The organism is Bifidobacterium sp. ESL0822, assembly GCF_052606675.1.
In genome coordinates, this window is sequence record NZ_CP199596.1 from 1,669,491 (window position 1) to 1,688,476 (window position 18,986).

Annotated in this window: 13 protein-coding genes; 6 read left to right on the forward strand and 7 right to left on the reverse strand. The window is 58.7% G+C overall.

Annotation, left to right across the window (positions count from 1 at the left end; translation table 11 throughout):
• Nucleotides 1–1,107: 1,107 nt before the first annotated feature.
• The 4 genes from ACUIAF_RS06515 (at nucleotide 1,108) to ACUIAF_RS06530 (ending at nucleotide 5,817) form a co-directional block, all read left to right on the forward strand.
• Complete coding sequence (locus ACUIAF_RS06515) at nucleotides 1,108–1,917, forward strand: glycosyltransferase (RefSeq protein WP_181415697.1); 810 nt, start codon at nucleotides 1,108–1,110, stop codon at nucleotides 1,915–1,917.
• Nucleotides 1,914–3,155, forward strand: coding sequence for a glycosyltransferase (locus ACUIAF_RS06520; protein WP_445338255.1), 1,242 nt, complete (start codon nucleotides 1,914–1,916; stop codon nucleotides 3,153–3,155). The genes ACUIAF_RS06515 and ACUIAF_RS06520 overlap by 4 nt, the downstream gene beginning before the upstream one ends.
• A 108-nt stretch (nucleotides 3,156–3,263) precedes the next feature.
• Nucleotides 3,264–4,346 (forward strand): polysaccharide pyruvyl transferase family protein, encoded by a 1,083-nt coding sequence (locus tag ACUIAF_RS06525; RefSeq protein ID WP_445338257.1) that lies wholly within the window; start codon nucleotides 3,264–3,266, stop codon nucleotides 4,344–4,346.
• 106 nt (nucleotides 4,347–4,452) lie between these two features.
• Complete coding sequence (locus ACUIAF_RS06530; RefSeq protein WP_445338259.1) at nucleotides 4,453–5,817, forward strand: lipopolysaccharide biosynthesis protein; 1,365 nt, start codon at nucleotides 4,453–4,455, stop codon at nucleotides 5,815–5,817.
• Here ACUIAF_RS06530 and ACUIAF_RS06535 read toward each other — a convergent pair.
• Nucleotides 5,814–7,022, reverse strand: a complete 1,209-nt coding sequence (locus tag ACUIAF_RS06535) for an EpsG family protein (RefSeq protein WP_445338261.1) — start codon at nucleotides 7,020–7,022, stop codon at nucleotides 5,814–5,816. The two genes, ACUIAF_RS06530 and ACUIAF_RS06535, sit on opposite strands and share 4 nt — an antisense overlap.
• A gap of 141 nt (nucleotides 7,023–7,163) precedes the next feature.
• Nucleotides 7,164–8,876 carry a DUF4012 domain-containing protein gene (locus tag ACUIAF_RS06540; RefSeq protein WP_445338262.1) on the reverse strand — a complete coding sequence of 571 codons (1,713 nt, stop codon included), beginning with the start codon at nucleotides 8,874–8,876 and terminating at the stop codon, nucleotides 7,164–7,166.
• 499 nt (nucleotides 8,877–9,375) lie between these two features.
• Between ACUIAF_RS06540 and ACUIAF_RS06545 the strand changes: the two genes are divergently transcribed.
• Entirely contained in the window at nucleotides 9,376–9,999 is a 624-nt protein-coding gene (locus tag ACUIAF_RS06545) for a hypothetical protein (RefSeq protein WP_445338264.1), read from the forward strand.
• A 46-nt stretch (nucleotides 10,000–10,045) separates the two neighbouring features.
• Nucleotides 10,046–10,282 (forward strand): hypothetical protein, encoded by a 237-nt coding sequence (locus ACUIAF_RS06550; protein WP_445338266.1) that lies wholly within the window; start codon nucleotides 10,046–10,048, stop codon nucleotides 10,280–10,282.
• Between the two features lie 105 nt (nucleotides 10,283–10,387).
• On the opposite strand, the gene rlmB is transcribed toward ACUIAF_RS06550, so the two are convergent.
• From rlmB to ACUIAF_RS06575, 5 genes are all read right to left on the reverse strand, one after another.
• The gene (gene rlmB, locus ACUIAF_RS06555) at nucleotides 10,388–11,380 is read right to left on the reverse strand and encodes a 23S rRNA (guanosine(2251)-2'-O)-methyltransferase RlmB (RefSeq protein ID WP_445338267.1); all 993 of its coding nucleotides are present in this window, start codon (nucleotides 11,378–11,380) and stop codon (nucleotides 10,388–10,390) included.
• A 114-nt stretch (nucleotides 11,381–11,494) separates the two neighbouring features.
• Entirely contained in the window at nucleotides 11,495–12,259 is a 765-nt protein-coding gene (locus tag ACUIAF_RS06560) for a carboxymuconolactone decarboxylase family protein (RefSeq protein ID WP_445338269.1), read from the reverse strand.
• Between the two features lie 18 nt (nucleotides 12,260–12,277).
• Nucleotides 12,278–13,360 (reverse strand): LacI family DNA-binding transcriptional regulator, encoded by a 1,083-nt coding sequence (locus ACUIAF_RS06565; RefSeq protein ID WP_015022652.1) that lies wholly within the window; start codon nucleotides 13,358–13,360, stop codon nucleotides 12,278–12,280.
• A complete protein-coding gene (locus ACUIAF_RS06570) occupies nucleotides 13,357–14,805 on the reverse strand; it encodes an MFS transporter (protein WP_015022651.1) in 1,449 nt (482 codons plus the stop codon). The genes ACUIAF_RS06565 and ACUIAF_RS06570 overlap by 4 nt, the downstream gene beginning before the upstream one ends.
• Nucleotides 14,795–18,853, reverse strand: coding sequence for a fibronectin type III domain-containing protein (locus ACUIAF_RS06575; RefSeq protein ID WP_445338271.1), 4,059 nt, complete (start codon nucleotides 18,851–18,853; stop codon nucleotides 14,795–14,797). Before ACUIAF_RS06575 ends, ACUIAF_RS06570 begins: the two co-directional genes overlap by 11 nt.
• Nucleotides 18,854–18,986: the final 133 nt, after the last annotated feature.

An 18,986-nucleotide genomic window follows, 5' to 3' on the forward strand; every position in this document is an offset into this window, starting at 1 on the left:
AGTGATTCTACAGCCAGTGACAAGGCGTGCATGATCCTATTGTTGCGGGTGATGACATCGGCGATGATAGGTGTCGCAAATCAGTATACAGAGTAATCCAAGTGGTGTACTGACAGAAGGTGAATTGCCAGCCAGAGTCTTACACTGGACTTCAGGGAGCCCAGTGAGGATGGGTTGAGTACAGAGCAGATTCCCAACGAGACGAGCATGATGAGCACATCGGTAACAATCAGCAGCGTTACGTACAGGTATCGCCAGGTTGCTGCGAATGAACGATTCTGGGTTTGTGCGCGAGACTAATCTGATAGGCTGAATGGCGAATTGATGAGAAGCAGGGGAGGCTCATCCACCTTTGCCTCAGACGAACCGGATTGGAATCTCATCTCAAGAGAATCGTCCACCCCTTAGCTGGTCACTGCACGGTTGACGAACGAGGATTGTCTGGTGACAGAGTCTTGTGGCCCGTGAACATTATTCCCGACTATCCTCGTCCAGTTCCTTTTCAGGGTACTTTTGCTAATATCATATCGTTCCATTCTTACGTCACAGAGATGTGACCTTAACGATTACTGATAATGGGTAATTCGTCATACGCTAGTTTTTCTTTCAAGGCCGTGGACGTGGCCCTCTTTCTGTTGCAGTGTCTGTGAATGCGCGAACTTGATGCCATTCAGAAATGGCATAACTATCAGATATTCATTGAAAAGCACACTATTTCTGACTGCAGTTACCGACTAATGCAACCATAGTCTGTGGGGATCCACGAACCGTTCGTATACCACATGACGGTGGCGGTCTCGTGGATGAGTAGGACGGAAACCCATAAGCAGCAAGGAATCAGACTGAAGACGGCTCTGTTCTTTGCCAGTGGCGATGGGAGAGACCTGGACCGGTCGGTTCGGATCAAGTGCGAAAAGAGCCATGGCTTTTGGTCACAGGTGTCCAAGCGATTGACCAAGTGCGGGTTTTGAATTGGAAGTGGGAACGACCTAACAGGATATATATCATTTGCGTTAGATTAACCATGTAATTTCGTTTATCGCGTAAGTCTGAACCAGAAGAAGGAGCAAAGACTCAATGCTGCGGAGGCCTCGATACAGCGTTCTTATGAGCGTCTATGCGAAGGAGAAGTCGGATAACCTTCGGCTTGCGCTTGACGGCATTATTGACCAGACTCAGCCGCCTGAAGAAATCCTGCTAGTTGAAGATGGCCCTCTTCCCGATGCGCTCCATGGTCTTATATCGGAATACGCAGAGGCGCACCCAGGGATGTTCACTATAGTACCGTTGAAAGTCAATTGCGGGCTTGGTAAGGCCTTGTCACAAGGGGTCCTACGATGCAGGAACGAGATTATTGCACGGATGGACTCTGATGATTACTCATCTCCCGAGCGCATGGAGGCTGAACTACGAAAGATGGACTCAGAGCATTTGGACCTGGTAGGTTCCCAGGTCACGGAGTTCATCGGCGATATGTACCATCCTATTGCTCGTACAGATCTGCCCGTGACGCAGACAGGAATCAGTGAGTACTCAAAACGTCGAAATCCCTTCAGGCACCCTTCTGTCGTATTCAGGAAGAGCATTGTTGAAAAAGCGGGAAACTACAACGGCGATTACCCGTATTTCGAAGATTGGGATCTCTTCAATCGAATCATCGGGATTGGTGGCAGGGTCGGGAACATTGACAAACCGTTGGTGGCTATGCGGGTGAGCGAGGATTTCTATATAAGGCGTGGGGGGTTCAGATACCTGTCGAATATGTGGAGGTTCAAATATGGCCTTTGGAGACGCGGCTATTCGAGCTTTGCAGACTTCTGCATCTCCACTTTGCCCCACATGATTATCTGCCTGCTACCGAATCGTATACGACGAATCATCTATACGCAGGTTCTGCGCAAGAAGGTCGAGGCATGAGCGGAGCAAGGATTCGAATTTTGCAGGTCGTACCGAAGATGCAACAGGAGGACCTGGAGAACTTCATCATGAGCCTGTATCGCAATGTAGATAGGAATCAGGTGCAGTTCGATTTCCTGGAGCATTACTCGGATGATCAGTTCTTTGATGATGAGATTCGTTCCTCGGGGGGACTGATCTACCGTATTCCTTACATGGAACACGAGGACAGGTTCTTTGATTACCGCATCGACTTGAATTGGTTTTTTAACGAGCACCGAGAGTTCTCTCTGGTACATGGACACATGGGCTCTACACCTCTCTTCTACTTACAGGCTGCGCAGAAGTGGGGTGTTGCCAATTGGATTATTCATGCTCACGAGAGTTCATATATCAGAAGTGTGAGAGGATATGTAAGGAAAGCCCTGATTCGGCAGTCCTGGCAGCATGCGACTCAGTTGCTGGCCTGCTCCGGAAATGCAGGAAGATATCACTTCAATGACAGGTCTTTTCATATTGTTTGTAAAGCGATTGGTGTGCAGCGGTTCCGATTCGACATGGATACTCGAATCCGAATCCGACGGAGCCCACAGATTGATGAACAAACCTTGCTTCTGTGTCATGTGTGGCGGTTTGCGGCCGAGAAGAACCGTGCATACTTGGTTGACGTGCTTGAAGCGGTAAAGAAGCTGGTTACCTCGGTCATGCTGGTTATGATTGGCGAGGGTGAAACCAGGGCCGATATCCAAGCCCGTGTGGCTCAGTCCCATCTGGAGGAGAATGTACGTTTCGTCGAAGTATCGGCGAATCCTGAATGGTACTATTCCGCCTCTGACGTTTTCCTGCTTCCCTCCCTCTACGAGAGGCTTCCTCTAACAGGCGTGGAGGCTCAATGCAATGGTCTGCCAATCATTTTTTCGGAGAAGGTCCCCTCCGATGTCTTTATCTCTTCGTCTGTTCATTATTGCTTGATTAACGGTCTCGCAAGTGGACGGGGGGGAGAGATCGTCAAGGACTGGGATAGGGGCCTGTCGAACCGCGCCTTAGGCACGAAAGCGGTACAAGCTGCAGGGTTTGACGTCCGGGAGACAGCGAAGCGCATGCAGGGATTACTACCTGCGTCTTGCCTGTGGAGGCAAGGCGACCAAGGCGGGAGGGCAATGCTGCTGCTGGTGTGCCACAACCTGTTACTCTCGATACGAGGTCGTTGTACTGCGAGGTCGTTTTGTTTCCGGGCACCTTGCACTGCTTGGGGTTAGCAGCATCTTGTTGTCTTTCCGGTATGCAAAGCGCCCCGGCGCATACCTGATGTTGTTGCGGTATTGAATGGACGAGAAGAGTTTACGGTATTTACGAGAGGTAGGGCAATGAGTCGAGACGGTGATAGTACATATGCTTCCACCATGCAGAAAGGGCTGAAGTACCTGCGCCAATCCGCCGTGTATCTGAAGTACGAATGCAGCACCCCACGCGATACGGGTAGCGGGCATGCGGGAGATCCGATTCTTCTGGATACTGGGCTGCTGAGCTTGAACGCCGGCGACGATATCATCATGCACTATGCCAACAAACAGCTTTCGCGGTTGTTCGACCTGGAGCATGTCCGCCGAATTCCAGTGCATGGGGGACGGGTTGAAGTCGGTTCTGATGTGCAGGACAGGCTCAAGATACTCTGCGGCACCAATGCCTTGAACACGCACATGAACAGGCATCATTCGATAGCCTTGCCCGGGCGTGTGGACTACTACCGGAACTCTGTGCTGCTGCTGGCTGTGGGACTGGCCAATGCCGCTGAGGGAACGGGATTCAATGCACCGACCCGGAGAATACTCAGGAATCTGCTGACTGGCGACCATATCCATTCCGTGCGAGATGGGCATACGGAGAAAGCGCTGAAGGACATCGGCATCACCAATGTCCTGAATACCTCCTGTGTGACGATGTGGGATTTGACCGAGCAGTTCTGCGCATCCATTCCAGGTAAGAAGCATACTGATGTGTTGACATCCATAACGGATTACAATTTCGATCCGACGATGGACGGCTATATGCTCAGGAATCTGCAGAAACACTATCGTACCGTGTATCTGTGGGTCCAAGGGACGCAGGATGAAGACAGGTTGAGACTCCTGCCCGAAATCGAAGGAATAGAGCTCATCCATGGTGGACTGCCTGGACTGAGGGAATTCGTCGCCACCCATAAGGACATTGATTATTTCGGCACCCGCCTGCACTGTGGCATATACTGCCTCAATCACCGCATACGTTCCAGGATTGTGTCCATCGATAACCGCGCGGCCGACATAGCAAAAGACACGGGTCTTCCCATCGCCATGCGTGCTGATTTGAAGGATTCCATGGACGATTTCATTGAGCAGGAAACGACCTTCAACATTCGCATTCCCGACCAGGCAATACACGATTGGAAGATGCAGTTCGCTGCTGAGTGAGGGGCATGGATGCATGCCAGGGCTGACGAACAGCTGTAGGCGGAGGGGTGGTTTGGAAGCTATGTCTAAGTATGGCAGACTGATTAAGAACGTTGGCGCGTTCACCGTGAGCAACGTAGCGATAAAACTCATAACATTCCTGCTGGTACCGTTCTATACGTATTACTTGTCAGCCCCAGAATTCGGCATAACCGATATGCTTAACACGGTTACCGCGCTTGTTCTTCCCATAGTGACCGGTTCCATTGCCGACGCTGTTCTGAGGTATGCCATTGACGACCAGAGCCGGGCGAATCAGTTCATACGTTTTGGTTTTCTCGTCACAGGTGCCAGCTGTATCCTGGTGGCTCTTCTCCTGCCTCTTCTGGACCTGGACTTCTTTGGTGGTCTGGGCGCCTATAAGGGCTGGTTCATCGCCGCTTATGCGACCATGGCCATCCACAACTACCTATCCATCGTGGCCCGCGGTCTTGACAAGTTGCGGACCATGATGGCCGCATCGATTCTGTCGTCCTTGGTGAATATAGGGACGGCCATGGTCGCCATAGCTGTTCTTCATCTGGGGGTTGTCGGGTTCTTCCTCTCCTGGGTTCTAGGTAATACGGCCGGATGCCTGTGGTATCTTCTGGTAGGCGGATTGCGTCATCAGTGCTTTGGGAAATTCATCCTGTCCAGGAACCTCCTCTCCCTCTTCGCCTATTCCTTGCCCCTTGTGCCCAATGCCCTCTTCTGGTGGGTTAGTCAGAGCATCAACAGGTTTTTCATCACCGGTTTCATCGGTATCGGCGCTTCAGGGCTGTTCGCAGCCGCGAGCAGGATTCCGGGAATTTTGAACATGGTCGCCTCCATTTTCCAGCAGGCATGGAACCTTTCCGCCTTCCAGGAGTACCGAAAGAAAGGACGTGACGTATTCTTCAGCACGGTCTTTAAGGTGTACCAGTGCGGCATGGCTATAACCACGATCCTGCTGATTTGTTCCTCCAAATGGATTGCAACCCTGCTCTTCCAGAAGGACTTCTTCCGGGCCTGGACCCTCGTGCCCATCCTTCTGGTGGCATTCTACTTCAGCGCCTTGAATACTTTCTACGGGTCGGTTTACACGGCCAGTATGAAGACCAAGTACCTGTTCGTTACCACAGTGGTTGGTGCATTGGTTTGCGTAGCGGGGACCTGGATCCTCCTGAAGTTGATTGGCCTTCCTGGGGCCGGAATCGCCACGGCGCTTGGTAATGCCGTGGTCTGGCTGATGCGACTGTTGGACTCTCGGCGCTTTGTCACCATCGATGCATCACGTACCGTAATCGTTATAACTATCGTATTGCTGCTGGTATCGTCATTCTCGATCTGCATGGACCAAGCACCGTACAAACTGGTTGCCTATGGCTGCCTCTTGGCTGTCGTCGCTGTACAGGTCTGGCAGGTATGGGATATCTTGGTACATCTTTTGCGGCGAGGCCGTGGAGATAGTTAGACTCGTGGAGCTCCCGAGTACAGCGTGTATGGGTTGATTCCGAACCAGCGTCGCGGTACGAGCAGGAAAGCCACGAAAAAGAGCACCAGGGCTAGGGCGCACAAGGCGTGCATAATCTTTTGCAGTGTCGTCTTCGGCTTGGTCATGAAAAGCGTGGGGATGACCAGGGTCAGGAAGGGCAAGAGCTCATACATCAGTCGGTACAGGACATTGGTGAACAGAACGCTGGTGCCTACCAGTATGCCGCATGCACAACTGTATGTCGCCAAATTCCAGAGCAGGTCGGTCTGCCGCCTGTCGTACGCATCATAATAGGACAGATTGGCATGTCGGCTGATGGTGCTTCTGGTGCCCTTCGGAATTATACGTGGCCTGGCGGCTTCTGCATTTGGATCTTCCCGCGTATTGCCGACGGTGAGAAGGCCGGCCAGGAATATGCCGAAGAAGAGTATCTGGATGGCCGGCATCAGTCTGCCGGGCTGCAGGAATCGAAGACCATGGGTGGCGTACCCTCGGTACTTCGGTATCATGCCGATGATTGTCGGGAGCATCGAACCAACTATCGCGATCAGAGCTGCGAATATCAGCATGACCACGACTGTGGTTCTTATCTTTGGCCTGATCCTGGCCACTATGAACAGAGGGACCACGATGATGGCCGTCAAATGGAACATGGCTGCCACGACCACCAGAAGCGTGGTGACCCATATGTTCTGTGTACGGGTGAATACGAGTATGGCTATGAAGATGATCGCAATGGCTATGCACTGCCGCATCGCCGTCAACGATGTGAAGTACTGCGTGGTCATGAAGTAGGCGCAGTACACCAGGGCTGGCCGGTCTGTCAGAGCGTAGATGGCAAAGAAAGGTAAGACGCAGATGATAATGGATGAGACGATGATGAGGACACGAGCCGGTTCGGCGAACTGAGAGCATAGGCGCAGGAGTATGACGAACCCAGGCTCATAGCTCGAGTACAGACCCTTGCTGTGGTATTGCTCGTAGCCTAGTTTCTTGATAAGGAGAACCGCATAGACGAACTGCTTGGTGTCTGTTCCTACTTCAACCGATCTCAGCACAGCAATCATTGTCGCTGGAATGATTGAGCAAAGGAACTCCGCAAGTTTTCGTGCATGTCCAGGGAGTTTCAGAAAGACGATTGAGCAAACTATTAACCAAATGAAAAGCAGAAAATAGATTGTCATAACAATCTTTCCTATCAGGTCCTTATTTTGTCGGTTAGCATACACTTGATCGCGAAGAAGCTTCAATCATCATCCATATGACATACACTACCTTGTACCGCGCCACCGGGCTGTCTCATCAATGGGCGGGGGTTGATAAAGTCAGCCATTCTGCACCGGACAAGAGCCGGCGATGTTGGTGATTCCCGGATCCGTCCTTCCCATGGGGGTCTGGTCAAGCATGAGATCGCTGGTGGCCTTATCCGATGTCGTGACATCGAAATCAAGCGTGACGATGCCGTTGGGCGGAATCGAGGAAACTCCAGTCATAAGGGGCTTGCCATTCAACGTGGCCTGTTGGAATTCGCCTCCCTTGATATTCGAAATGCTCCCACCGGCAGGGGCATAAATCAGGATTCGTTCAAGAGCTGTGCCGGACTGGGTGAAGGGTTGTGTGCCACCGAGGATGTACCAACCTGCTTCGTTCAGATCCTTTTGAGAGATCTTATTGATCATGAAGAAGCTGACGTGATAAGTCTGAGCACCTCTGGATGAGCATGAGGTACGGATGATGGTGGTCTTGCGATGAATGTACCAATCCAATTTCGATGGATTGTTTTCGTTCAGATAGATGCCGACCTCAGGCCGTTCCTCGCTTTCGGGTGCATTCTTGGCCAATCCTGCACCTTGGAAATTTGCCGCCTCGTCCTCATGGAAGGTATAAAGGTAAAGATGTCTATCCTTGGCGAGGGGAGCGATGAGATTCGCCAGTTTCATGAGCTTGTCCATGTCCAGATTCGTAAGGACATCGTTCAGCGCCGCTCGCGAGGCACTGGCGAAGACGGCGTCCTGTTGATGGATAGGGACCTCCTTATATATCGTGTTGGAGAAGTACTCGGCTGCGTTGTCTCCGTTGAGCACCGTTCCGGAGGGGAGCCTGACCTGGCCGCCGATTTTCAGCATCTCCTGCACGAAGACAGGGTCAATCATAATGACACCATCTACAGGTCCTGCATAGGGAGACTGTTGCCATCGGGTATTGACAGTCTGCGCGGTCTGTGAGAAATCCGGATATGCCGTCAGGTCGCGAATATCGAAGCCCATTTTCAGGGGGCCCGAGAAGATGCTTTCGGCATCAGCTTCCGCGCCGCCTCCCAAGGGAACAAACTCGCTGTTGGGGTGGAAATTGTTGACCGTTATCTCGCCGTTTACAGCATTCATCGAGCCCATGGAGCCAATCAGGCCTCCGCCGGAGCGCGACTCGGAGGTAGTCTGCGCAACGATGATATAGGTGCGTTCTCCTGATTCACCCATGAACTTGGGGAGAATCTGAATACCATTATTGAGCTCGTTGATCTTGTTGGAGACCTTGGTGAGCTTTTCCACGCTTTCTTGGTAGGTGGCGTTTACGAATCCGATTTTTGGTTGCGGAAGGGACTTCAGCGTCTGTAGCCGATTTTGTATGTCGGTGTTGGTTTTGTTCAACTGCGCACTTGCCTGGCTGATGGGTTTAAGATTTATCTGACTGTCTTGGGTGCTGAGGGAGGCCGTCGACAGTTGCTGAGTGATGCTACTCAATTGCGGTAGCGTCTCTTGGCTGATGCTATCGACCGCACCGACCATCCCTTGGACTGCCTTGACATCATTGCCATAGACCGGCAAATGTGCAATCGTGCTTATCAAAGGGCCATGTACTATTTTTTTGGCTTGGGAGGATTCGCTTTGAGCCTCGGCTATGGTCTGATTCATGGTGTCTGTCCTCTTGAGGACGCCATCATCCCGGAAGGAGTCTATCAGGGACAGTGTGTGTTCTTCGTGGTCCTTGATTTGTTTAATATCGCGGAAGAGCTGGAAGGCGGCAATGCCGGTAAGCATGCAGAGTAGGAGCAGTACTATCAGGATTGTGACCAGTCTCCTGTGTGTGCGCGCTCTTCTCGACTCCTGATTCCTGATGAACGCGGTGCTGGAGTCGGCCTGACCGTGACGGGTACTATGATTACAGTGCTCATTGGCTCTCGACATGGCCTGCTTTCCGTAAAATTGGCATTTTCAATGCGTTCTTATTCTGTCAAGTCAAGTACTCAATCGCACGGATAAAAGGATATCTCTACAATTTCCTGATATGCGGAAAAGCGAATGCAAGGTAGAGTTGAGTCCCGTGCCGGGCCGATGAGGCCTGGCGCTGGCATGCCAGTGTCTGCTTGTTCGCCGACCATCCCGGAATGCCCATGCCTGAAGCAGGCCTTGGCCACCTCCGCCGCCAGGGTCCGGATTGGCAATAAATGGCAACGCCTCAATACGATGTACCCTGCCTGTTGACCGGCCATGACGGGCGGTCGGGAACCGGCAGCGGCAGGCAGCGAGGCGAGGCGGCATGAAACTCAATCTCAACGGCATCTGGGACTTCCACCCCGACGACGGAGACCGGGGATACCCCGTCATGGTGCCCACCTGGTGGGACAGCCTGCCGGAGACCACCGGCTATCCGGACTCCTGGAGCCGGGACCTGCACCATGGCGTCTACCTCAGGGAGTTCTTCCTGGGCGCCCTCGACCCGAACGAGGACGTGATCCTGCACCTGGACGCCCTGGCCACCCTGGGCAGGGTGTCGATCAACGCAATCCAGGTGGGGCCGCCATCCACCGGCGGCTATCTGATGACGCTGCTGCCCTACGACCTGGACGTCACCAGGGCGGTTCATGCCGGACGCAACCGGATGAGGATCGAGATCTGGGGCGTCAAATCCCTTCCCGCCGACGCCCTGGCTCCTGCTGAGGGCCCCGGCCGGCTGCTCTTCCCCTTCGGCACCGAGAACATCGTCGGACGGCTGGGGCTGGGCGGCGACGTCTGGCTCGGCAGCAGGCCCAGGGTCCGCATCGAGGACATGCAGATCATCCCCGATCTGGGCGGCGACGCCGACCCCTCCAACGACCGGCTGGAGCTCAACGCGACCCTGACCAACACCAGCAAACACCCATGCCCAGGCTGGTCAAGGTGAGCAGGCCGGCCGCGATCGGACTGACAAGGATGCGAATGGCCATGAAGTGGAAGGCCAAGACGCAGCTGGCAGTGGGGTGACTGGCCGAACCGTCCCTGGAGGCCGGAACGGAGCAGGCACCCAGACGGACCGTGACCGGGCTGTCGAGGAGGTGTCGTCGCAGCCGGCCTTTGAGGACGCGGGTGGTGGTCGGGGTTCGTTGAGGTCGGTCTATGCTCCTGGCAGTCTGGATGCGGCTGCCGATCAGGATGATCAGGATGATGCGGTCTGGGCTTCCAGCTGACTGGTTGGTCTGTGCGGCATCCGGTCTGCAGCGGGCTGGATGCCGTGTGCGGTCTGGGCGTCCTCCTGGCGTGTCTGTCTTCAGGTTGCCGGTGTCTGTCTGGGGTTATTGGGTGTGGCTGGCGGGTCGTCGGCGTGCCGTGGCTATGGCGTAGAGGCTGATGCCGGCCGCGACCGAGGCGTTCAGGGATTCCACCGAGCTGGAGATGGGGATGGAGGCCAGGGCGTCGCAGTGCTCGCGGACCAGGCGGCTCAGCCCCTTGCCTTCGGAGCCCAGGACCACCACCAGCGGGTCGGTCTCGAAGCCCGTCTCGCCCACGGTGGTGTTGCCTGCGCCGTCCAGGCCGACCGCGTAGTAGCCGCGTTCCTTGAGTCCCTGGATGGCCTTGGTCAGGTTGACCACGCGGGCCACGGGCAGGTGGGCGGCGGCCCCGGCGGAGACCTTCCAGGCCGCGGCTGTGACGGAGGCGCTGCGCCGTTCGGGCAGGATCACCCCCGAGGCGCCGAAGGCCGCAGCGGATCGGATCACGGCCCCGAGGTTCTGCGGGTCGGTGACCCCGTCCAGGGCGATGAACAGGGGGCGGGCGGCGACCCTGGTCGCCTGGTCGGCCCCTTCCAGGGCGGCCGCGTGCTTCTCGGCCCGGTCGGCCAGGCTCTGCAGGGAGGCGTACTGGTAGGGCCGCACCTTGAGGGCCACGCCCTGGTGGCTGCCGGACCGGGCGATGCGGTTCATCTCCAGCCGGTCGGCCTCCAGCAGGTTGAGCCCCTCCTGCCCGGCCAGGCGGACGATCTCCCTGGTCCTGTCGTCGTGTTCCATCCGGGCGGCCAGGTAGAGCTGGCTGGCCGGCACGCCCGCGCGCAGGGCCTCCAGGACCGCGTTGCGGCCGATGACCAGGTCGTCGGAGTCGGAGGTGAACCGGTCGGCCCGGCGGCGGGCCGCCAGCCGTGGGTCGGCCGCCTGCCTGCGGCGGGCCGCCTGCCGGGCCTTGTAGGCCTTGTGGTAGACGCGGTCCTCGGCCCTGGGGGTGGGCCCCCTGCCGCGCAGCTTGTTGCGGTGCTTGCCGCCCGAACCCTTGGTCGGGCCCTTCTTGTCAGCCATGCCTCCAGTGTAAAAGCAGGCAAGAACCAGCAAAACATCTGTCGGTCTCAATATCTGCCGGGTGAAAGCACGCCGTACCGTTGTAGATCAGGCCGCGCGGATTGTTCCTGCGAGTCATCCCAGAGCGGCTACCTGGTCAGGATCTGGGAACTCCATCCACTCGACCGGGGACTGTCCCTTCGATGCAGGTGTGACGGCGATGTGGGCCATGGACGACCGGCCTGAGGCGCCATGCCAGTGTCTGATGCCCGCCGGGCAGAAGACCACATTACCGGGTTCCAGCCTGCGGGGCCGATGGCCCTCCTCCTGCTCCCACCCCTGCCCGGCGGTGACAATCAGGAGCTGGCCATGCGGGTGGGTGTGCCAACGGTTGACGCACCCGGGTGCGAAGGTCACATTGCTGGCTGAGCATTCCGCGTCCGGATCAGTCAGCCGATGCAACCAGACATGCCCGGTGAAGTTGGGTCCGTCTGCCGAATCCCCCAAGGGGTAAGGCCCTGAATCCGGCCCGGTTCCGGTTGCAGTTGCGGCGGTGTCCTGGCTCTTGTCGTCACTGTCGCCCTCACCGTAGACCTCCTTGGCCAGGCCGAAAGCCGACCATGCCTTGGGCCAGCCTGCATAGAAGGCCAGGTGGGTGATCAGCGCCACCATTTCAGTGCGGGTAACGCCATTGTTCTTGGCCATGGTCATATGGCTCTTTAGCTGGGGGAAGAGCCCCATGCTCATCAGACCTGCGCAGGTGATCATGCTGCGGTCCCTGGCAGAAAGCTCATCCTCGCGGGACCAGACCTGGCCGAAGAGCACATCATCGTTGAGGTGGGCGAATTGTGGTGCGAACCGACCGAGCTGGTCGTGGCCCGCCGTCTGTTTGATTGCCATGGGTTGATCTCCTTGCCATCATCTTGGCCGTGTCATTCCGGCAGATTCAGCTATACCCCTTCGAGTGCGCTCGAAGTCAAGGATGCCCAGGCTGTCCCTGATGATCAGCGAGGTAGGCAGGGCGAGGGCTCCGGGATCCTCGGTGACAGGCGGGATGCCGGCTTTGCGCAGCCGTGCGATCAGGGCGGACTGTTGGCGGGACTGCCCGGTCTCGGGCTTCCGACCCAGCAGAATATCCGCTGCGGCATGTCCTATGGCTCGGCGGGGGATACGAATCGTAGCAACGGCCGGCTTGACGACAGGGGCGACCATGGTGTTGTCAAATCCGATGACGCCGACCCTGTCGGGCACGGTGACTCCTTTGGATTGCAGTCCCAGAATGACTCCGGCGGCGATCAGATCATTGTAAGCGACCACAGCGTCGGGAGGTTCCTGCTCCAGAGCGGCGGCAGCCTGCCGGCCGCCTTGGACAGTAGGATCCACTGGCCCCATTCGCCGGCATTCCAACCCCATGGCCCGGCTGAGTGATTGTATGCTCTCCCAGCGGGATCGGTCGGACCAGGCTCCCACCCGGCTGGCTATGTAGACTACGGACCGTCGTCCCTGCCGCCGTAGCAGTTCCAGGGCTTGGGCCAGACCGGTGGAGGCATCGGGCAGGATGGAGGGAAGGCCCTCCATGGGGCGGTTGATTACCACAAGAGGCAGGCGTCGTGCCAGGCGCCGGGCCGTAGGCGTTCGGACCTGATCAGTGGCCAGAATGATCCCACGGGTATGGTCGACCAGGCTTTCCAGTAGGTTTTCCGTCCGCCCCAGCTCGGCTCCGGCCTCGATGATGCCGACTGCACCTTGCTCAGGCAAAGCCTCTTGAGCGCCGGCAAGAATCTGGGAGGAGATGCCGTTGGAGGCATCCTGGACCAGAAAGGTTATCAGGACCGGCCCGGTCGCATCCCTGTTGGGGGGATTGACAGGCAGGGGGTAGCCCATGGATTGGGCCAGGGAGCGGATCCGGGCGGCAGTCTGCGAGTTCAGTCGACCGGGATTGTTGAGTGCGCGGGAGACCGTGGACGGGGACACTCCGGCCCTTGCGGCCACGTCGATCATGCGCACGCGTCGGTGCCCTTCCCGCCCCTGTGTGGGCTCCGGGGATCTCCTGGACAAGCCTGATGCTCCGTTCCTTGCCTGATATGGCTGCACTGGCATTGTATACGGCCTGCCTGCAGGTCGGCGCTGATGCGTCCGAAGACCTCCTCGGTCAGCGGATAGCAGCGGATGAGCAGGACAGAGATGGTGAACATGACGGCAGGTACCAGGCCCACAGCCAGTCGCATATTGGCGCCCAGGGCTGGATCCTGGGCAACATTCATACCAGGCCTGTAACCGAGGAAAGACAGGATGGCCGGCCCCGCCCATCCATTGATGGCCGCTCCGACCTGGCGGGTGATGCTGAGGGCGGCCATGGAGGCTCCTGCGGTGTTTCCATTGCCGGTCCGCCACTGCTCGTACTGGACCGAATCCGCCTGCATGGACCAGATGCAAGGGGTGATGACCTGCACACCGATGCCGTTCAAGGCTATGCAGGCAACGGCAGGCCAGGCGGATCGGACCAGGATGAAGGCCAGCGAGGATCCGATGACCATCAGCCCGCCCAAGGTCCAGGTGCCCCGCTTACCCAGACGCTGCACCAGCCAGGGCGAGCAGGGGGCTACGACCACCCCGGCAAGGACGCCCACCAGGGTCAGGGCGAAGGTGACTCGTCCGGTCAGCCCAGGGTTGCCGACGGTCAGGACCTCCTTGGCGACGATCGGGGCCAACGAGGCCACCGGGTTGGTCATGAACAGGGTGGCCAGACAGACTACCAATAGAGGACGATTGTCGGCCAGGAGTCGCAGATCCTCTTTCAGGGAGGAAGGAGGGGCTGCCGGAGGCAGGTAGCGCTCCCTGGTGGTCCGGGCCATGATCAGATAACCCAGGGAGCCCAGCAGACAGCAGGCGGCGACCACCGGAAGAAAGAGTCGGGAGGGGTCCATGTCGTTGACCCGCGGAGCCAGGGTAAAGGTCAGGACGACCCCTGCCGCCGCTCCGCCGAAGGTGCGGGAAGCCGCCAGGCGCTGACGGTCATCGGAGTCCCGGGTCATGGCTCCCAGCAGGGCCCCGTAGGGCACGCCGCCCAAGGCTCCAAGGAGCTGATAAAGCAGGTAGGTGGCGATGGCCCAGCCGATGCGTACCGGCATGGGCGCGCCCGCCGGGATGGTGTACATCAGGGTGACTGAGATCATCATCGGCAGGCCGAAGACGACCACCAGTCGCCGCAGACCGCCCTCCTTGTCCTTGGCGCGGCCGTCGGTGATTCTTCCGGCGACCAGGTAGACCAGGGCCTGGAAGAGGTGGGCTCCCAGGAAGATGTCGGCCACCAGCATGGGGTCCATGCCCAAGTAGAGGTAATAGGTGGTCAGAAAGAGGTTGGTCATCTGCCAGCCGATGTTGTTGGCGGCATCGCCTAGGCCGTAGCCCAGAATGGCGGACCTGGGCAAGGACTCAGCGTTCATGGTCGTCCTCGGCGATGAGGCAGGGAAGGGAGGCGGGGGATTCCGGTCCGGGTCCTGCCGCGTTGATGGCGCTGACGCTGACTGTATACTTGCCGGGCTCCAGGTCACTGAGGGTCAGGGTGGTCTGTTTGGCAGCCAAACGCAGTCCTGTACTCTGCCCACGGGCCATTTCGCGTAGGGTGACCTGATAGGCCTGTAGAGGGATGCCTCCGTCGCTCGGGGCCGACCAGGATGCCTGCATGGTTTTACCGGAAGAGGTCAGCCTGGGCTTGCCTGGACGCCCGGGCGCATGTCCCAGAATCAAGGAATCGCCTGGGGGAGAGGGGGACGAGACTCGACCATCCTCGGTGGTGAAGGCTGCCATGACGCGATAGATGCCTGGAGGAACCTGTCGGAAACTGTGGGTCTGCCTGCCGGCGGGCAGCCAGACGGTCGGCTCGGGCTCATGATCGTCGGTTGGTTTCAAGGTCAGTTCGTATCCTGAAAACCCCTGAGGGACCTGGTCAACAGTCAGACGGACGGTCATGTCTGCCAGATCGATGCTGGCCTGAGGGTCGCCGGGGCAGGGCAGCGCCGGGTCAGTCCTTCCGGCTTTGGGAGGGCCCATGTGCAGTTCAAGCGGGTCTGCAGGTTCGCCGATGCCCGTGGAGTTGCACTCCTGCAGGATCATCCGCCAGGAGCCGAAGGGGATTCCGTCCAGGTCGGCCCGTCCTTGGGACCGGTCCAGGTAGAAGGTCATGGATCTGCCGTTTCGGTCGCGCAGAAGGACCTGGGTGGTGCTCGGCGCGTCGGCCTGGCGTCGGATTGGTCCGTGCCGCCAAGTCAGCCGCAGACAGTGTCCGTGAGGCTGGGCGTCAATGCTCTTGGGAGCTGCAGGTATGGCTGGCAGACGATGGCGGGCGAAGGCCATGATCTGGCTCAGCTGCAAGGCGTACCGTCCTCCTTGATAAGGATTGGCGCGCAGCCGCGTTGCCTCGATTCTGATGAACCTGATATTGCTCATTGGAGCAAAATCGAAGGCCTGCGGCCGACCGTCCACCGGCAGCGGATAGTTGTGGCGGGTGCAGACCCGAGTCCAGCTGCGGCCGTCCGATGAAAGGCTGATGGAGAAGTCCAGCGGAAAACCCTGACCCTGGTTGGGGTCAGTCAATCTGTTGCTGGTTGCGTACTCCACCACGCCGAAGGAATCGGTGTCTGACGACTGGCTGGACTGGTCCGCGCCTCCGGATGGATTGCGGCCCCGGGGTGCCAGAACCACCTGGGACAGGGTGGCCGCCTTCCGCATCTCCAGGAGAATCCACTCCGGGCGATTCCGGTTGCTGACGAAGCTGGACCATCCGAATCGGTTGTAGGCGGCTCCGAGACGACCGTCGACCAGGGCGGCCCTTGTCCATCCTGGCAGATCAGACTGGGATGAGACCTGAACCCGGGCACCAGCGGCAAGATTGGCCCGGGCCTGTCGGGGAGGCCGGCGTCCAGCGGTGAAGGTGACCGTTACCGTGGCCGTCTCCTGCAACGCCCCTTGGAAGCGCACGCGGGCCCGGTAGAGGTGCCCAGGTTCCAGGCCGGAGGGATCGACAGTGTAGTAGATATCCTGCTCGTGACGCAGGTTCCCCTTCATCCTTTCCAAGCTGAAGGCGCCCTCGGCATCCTCCAGGACCTGGGCGCTCCAGTGCTCGCTCATTGCGCCTCCCTCCTGGCACAGATGGATGCAGTGTTTGACCTCCCGTGATACCCATTCCACCCGGCCCAGGTCGATGCGGGGGTGTGCGGTCCCCAGCCGTGGCGGAGCGGCATGGTCGATCCACCCCAGGAAGTTCTCCTCCCGGAAGACCTGTCTACCCTGCTTGCGCACGCACAGGACCAGAAGGAGTCGGGATCCCTGGCTGGCCTGATCCCTGGGCACGGTGATGGTCACGGGTACGGTCCGCCAGGATGCATGTGGGACCTGCACCCGTTGGCGACCTCGGTCGACAACCACCCGTCTGCCCCCTGGGCCATCCTGCCAGGCCACTTGCCAGACCAACTCAAGGTCGGTTCCCCGGCGTTCCTCGTCATTGTGGACAATGATGGTGCGTCGGCTGGTCGTTCCGCGCGGGTAGATCCTGTGGGGCTGACCCAGGCGCGGTTCACGGTCGAATTCCTTGTCGTAGGCGGCGACATCTGCGAAGGAGGCAGCTATATATCCAAAGGCCGGCCCCTCCTGCCAGGGGTCATCCTCATCCCGCCAGGGATCGAACTGGGGGCGCAGCAGCCTTTTAGGGTTGAGCCCCCTGCGGATTCTGCGCCGGTCCGGTTCCAGGCAGGCCTCGACGTTGTCGTAGATGAAAGCGGAAATACAGAAGGGCTTCCAATCGACCACTCGCGTGGTTCGTATGCCCCTGGTCACCCGTCCGACCTCCCGGCCGAAGTCCGCCCTGGAGATGGTGTCCGGATCTCCGTTGAGCCGGCCGTGATAAATGTCGGCAATCCGTCCCTGCCCATCGTAGCGGGGGATGCCTGCGGTGGAGACCGAGAATTCCTCGCCGGCGGCCAGGGGTAGGGGCGATTTGATGTCGTAGAGGGCATAGATGTCTGGAGCCGAGGTCATGCCAGAGGGATACCCCCCGTAATAGTGGCGGGAATCCTCGTCGGTAATGGGGGCATTAAAGCCGTCATTGACCACTGGCCGGGTGCCGTCCTGTTCATGCACGGCCGCCTGCAGGGCTGGGATGAGAAGGTCGCCGTCCTTGGGGTTCCATGCCTCGTTGGTGGTGGACCAGAGGACGATGCTGGGGTGGTTCCGATAGGCCCGTACCCATCGCCGCGTCCACTCGACATAGTGGCCAATGGCTTCAGGGCCGTAGCTCATGTGGAGGGGCGGATCCAGTTGCACATTGGCTGGAGAGCCTGGATTCCAGAAGGCCGTCTCCTCCTCAAGGAGCATACCGGTCTCGTCGGCGCGGTCGGCCAGGGCTTGAGAGGGGACTGAGCGGATGTGGTTGCGCAGAATATTGAAGTTGGCATGTCGATAGGCATCCACCCAGGCCTTGGTCATGTCCTGACCGGATTGGTTGTCGTCAAGGATCAGCCCATAGGCATCGCCGGCCTCGTTGATCAGGTCGCGGCTGCCTTGGTTGAGTAGGCAGAGGGAGTCGCCGCGCAACCGGATGGGGGTGCCGTTGAGCAGGTACCGGTCTCCCTGGCGCTGGAATTGCCGGAAGCCAAATCGCTCCTGGGCACGGTCGACTACATGGCCGTCGATGTCGAGAACAGCCTGCATGACATACAGGAAGGGGTCGGTCCGGGACCAGTAGTGTGCGTCCGGCCAGGCCATCTGCAGGCGGATGATCTTGGAGGAGCGGGGATCCAGAGAGCAGGATACCGGGTTGAAGGCCAGCACAGTCCGACCCTTGGGCTTTGAAGACTTCCAGGGGCGGACCTCGGCCCTGAATCGCAGATCGCATGGGTGTTTGCTGGTGTTGGTCAGGGTCGCGTTGAGCTCCAGCCGGTCGTTGGAGGGGTCGGCGTCGCCGCCCAGATCGGGGATGATCTGCATGTCCTCGATGCGGACCCTGGGCCTGCTGCCGAGCCAGACGTCGCCGCCCAGCCCCAGCCGTCCGACGATGTTCTCGGTGCCGAAGGGGAAGAGCAGCCGGCCGGGGCCCTCAGCAGGAGCCAGGGCGTCGGCGGGAAGGGATTTGACGCCCCAGATCTCGATCCTCATCCGGTTGCGTCCGGCATGAACCGCCCTGGTGACGTCCAGGTCGTAGGGCAGCAGCGTCATCAGATAGCCGCCGGTGGATGGCGGCCCCACCTGGATTGCGTTGATCGACACCCTGCCCAGGGTGGCCAGGGCGTCCAGGTGCAGGATCACGTCCTCGTTCGGGTCGAGGGCGCCCAGGAAGAACTCCCTGAGGTAGACGCCATGGTGCAGGTCCCGGCTCCAGGAGTCCGGATAGCCGGTGGTCTCCGGCAGGCTGTCCCACCAGGTGGGCACCATGACGGGGTATCCCCGGTCTCCGTCGTCGGGGTGGAAGTCCCAGATGCCGTTGAGATTGAGTTTCATGCCGCCTCGCCTCGCTGCCTGCCGCTGTGTCAGTTCCCGACCGCCCGTCATGGCCGGTCAACAGGCAGGGTACATCGAATTAAGGCATTGCCATTTATTGCCAATCCGGACCCGGGTAGTGGGGGCAAGGCTT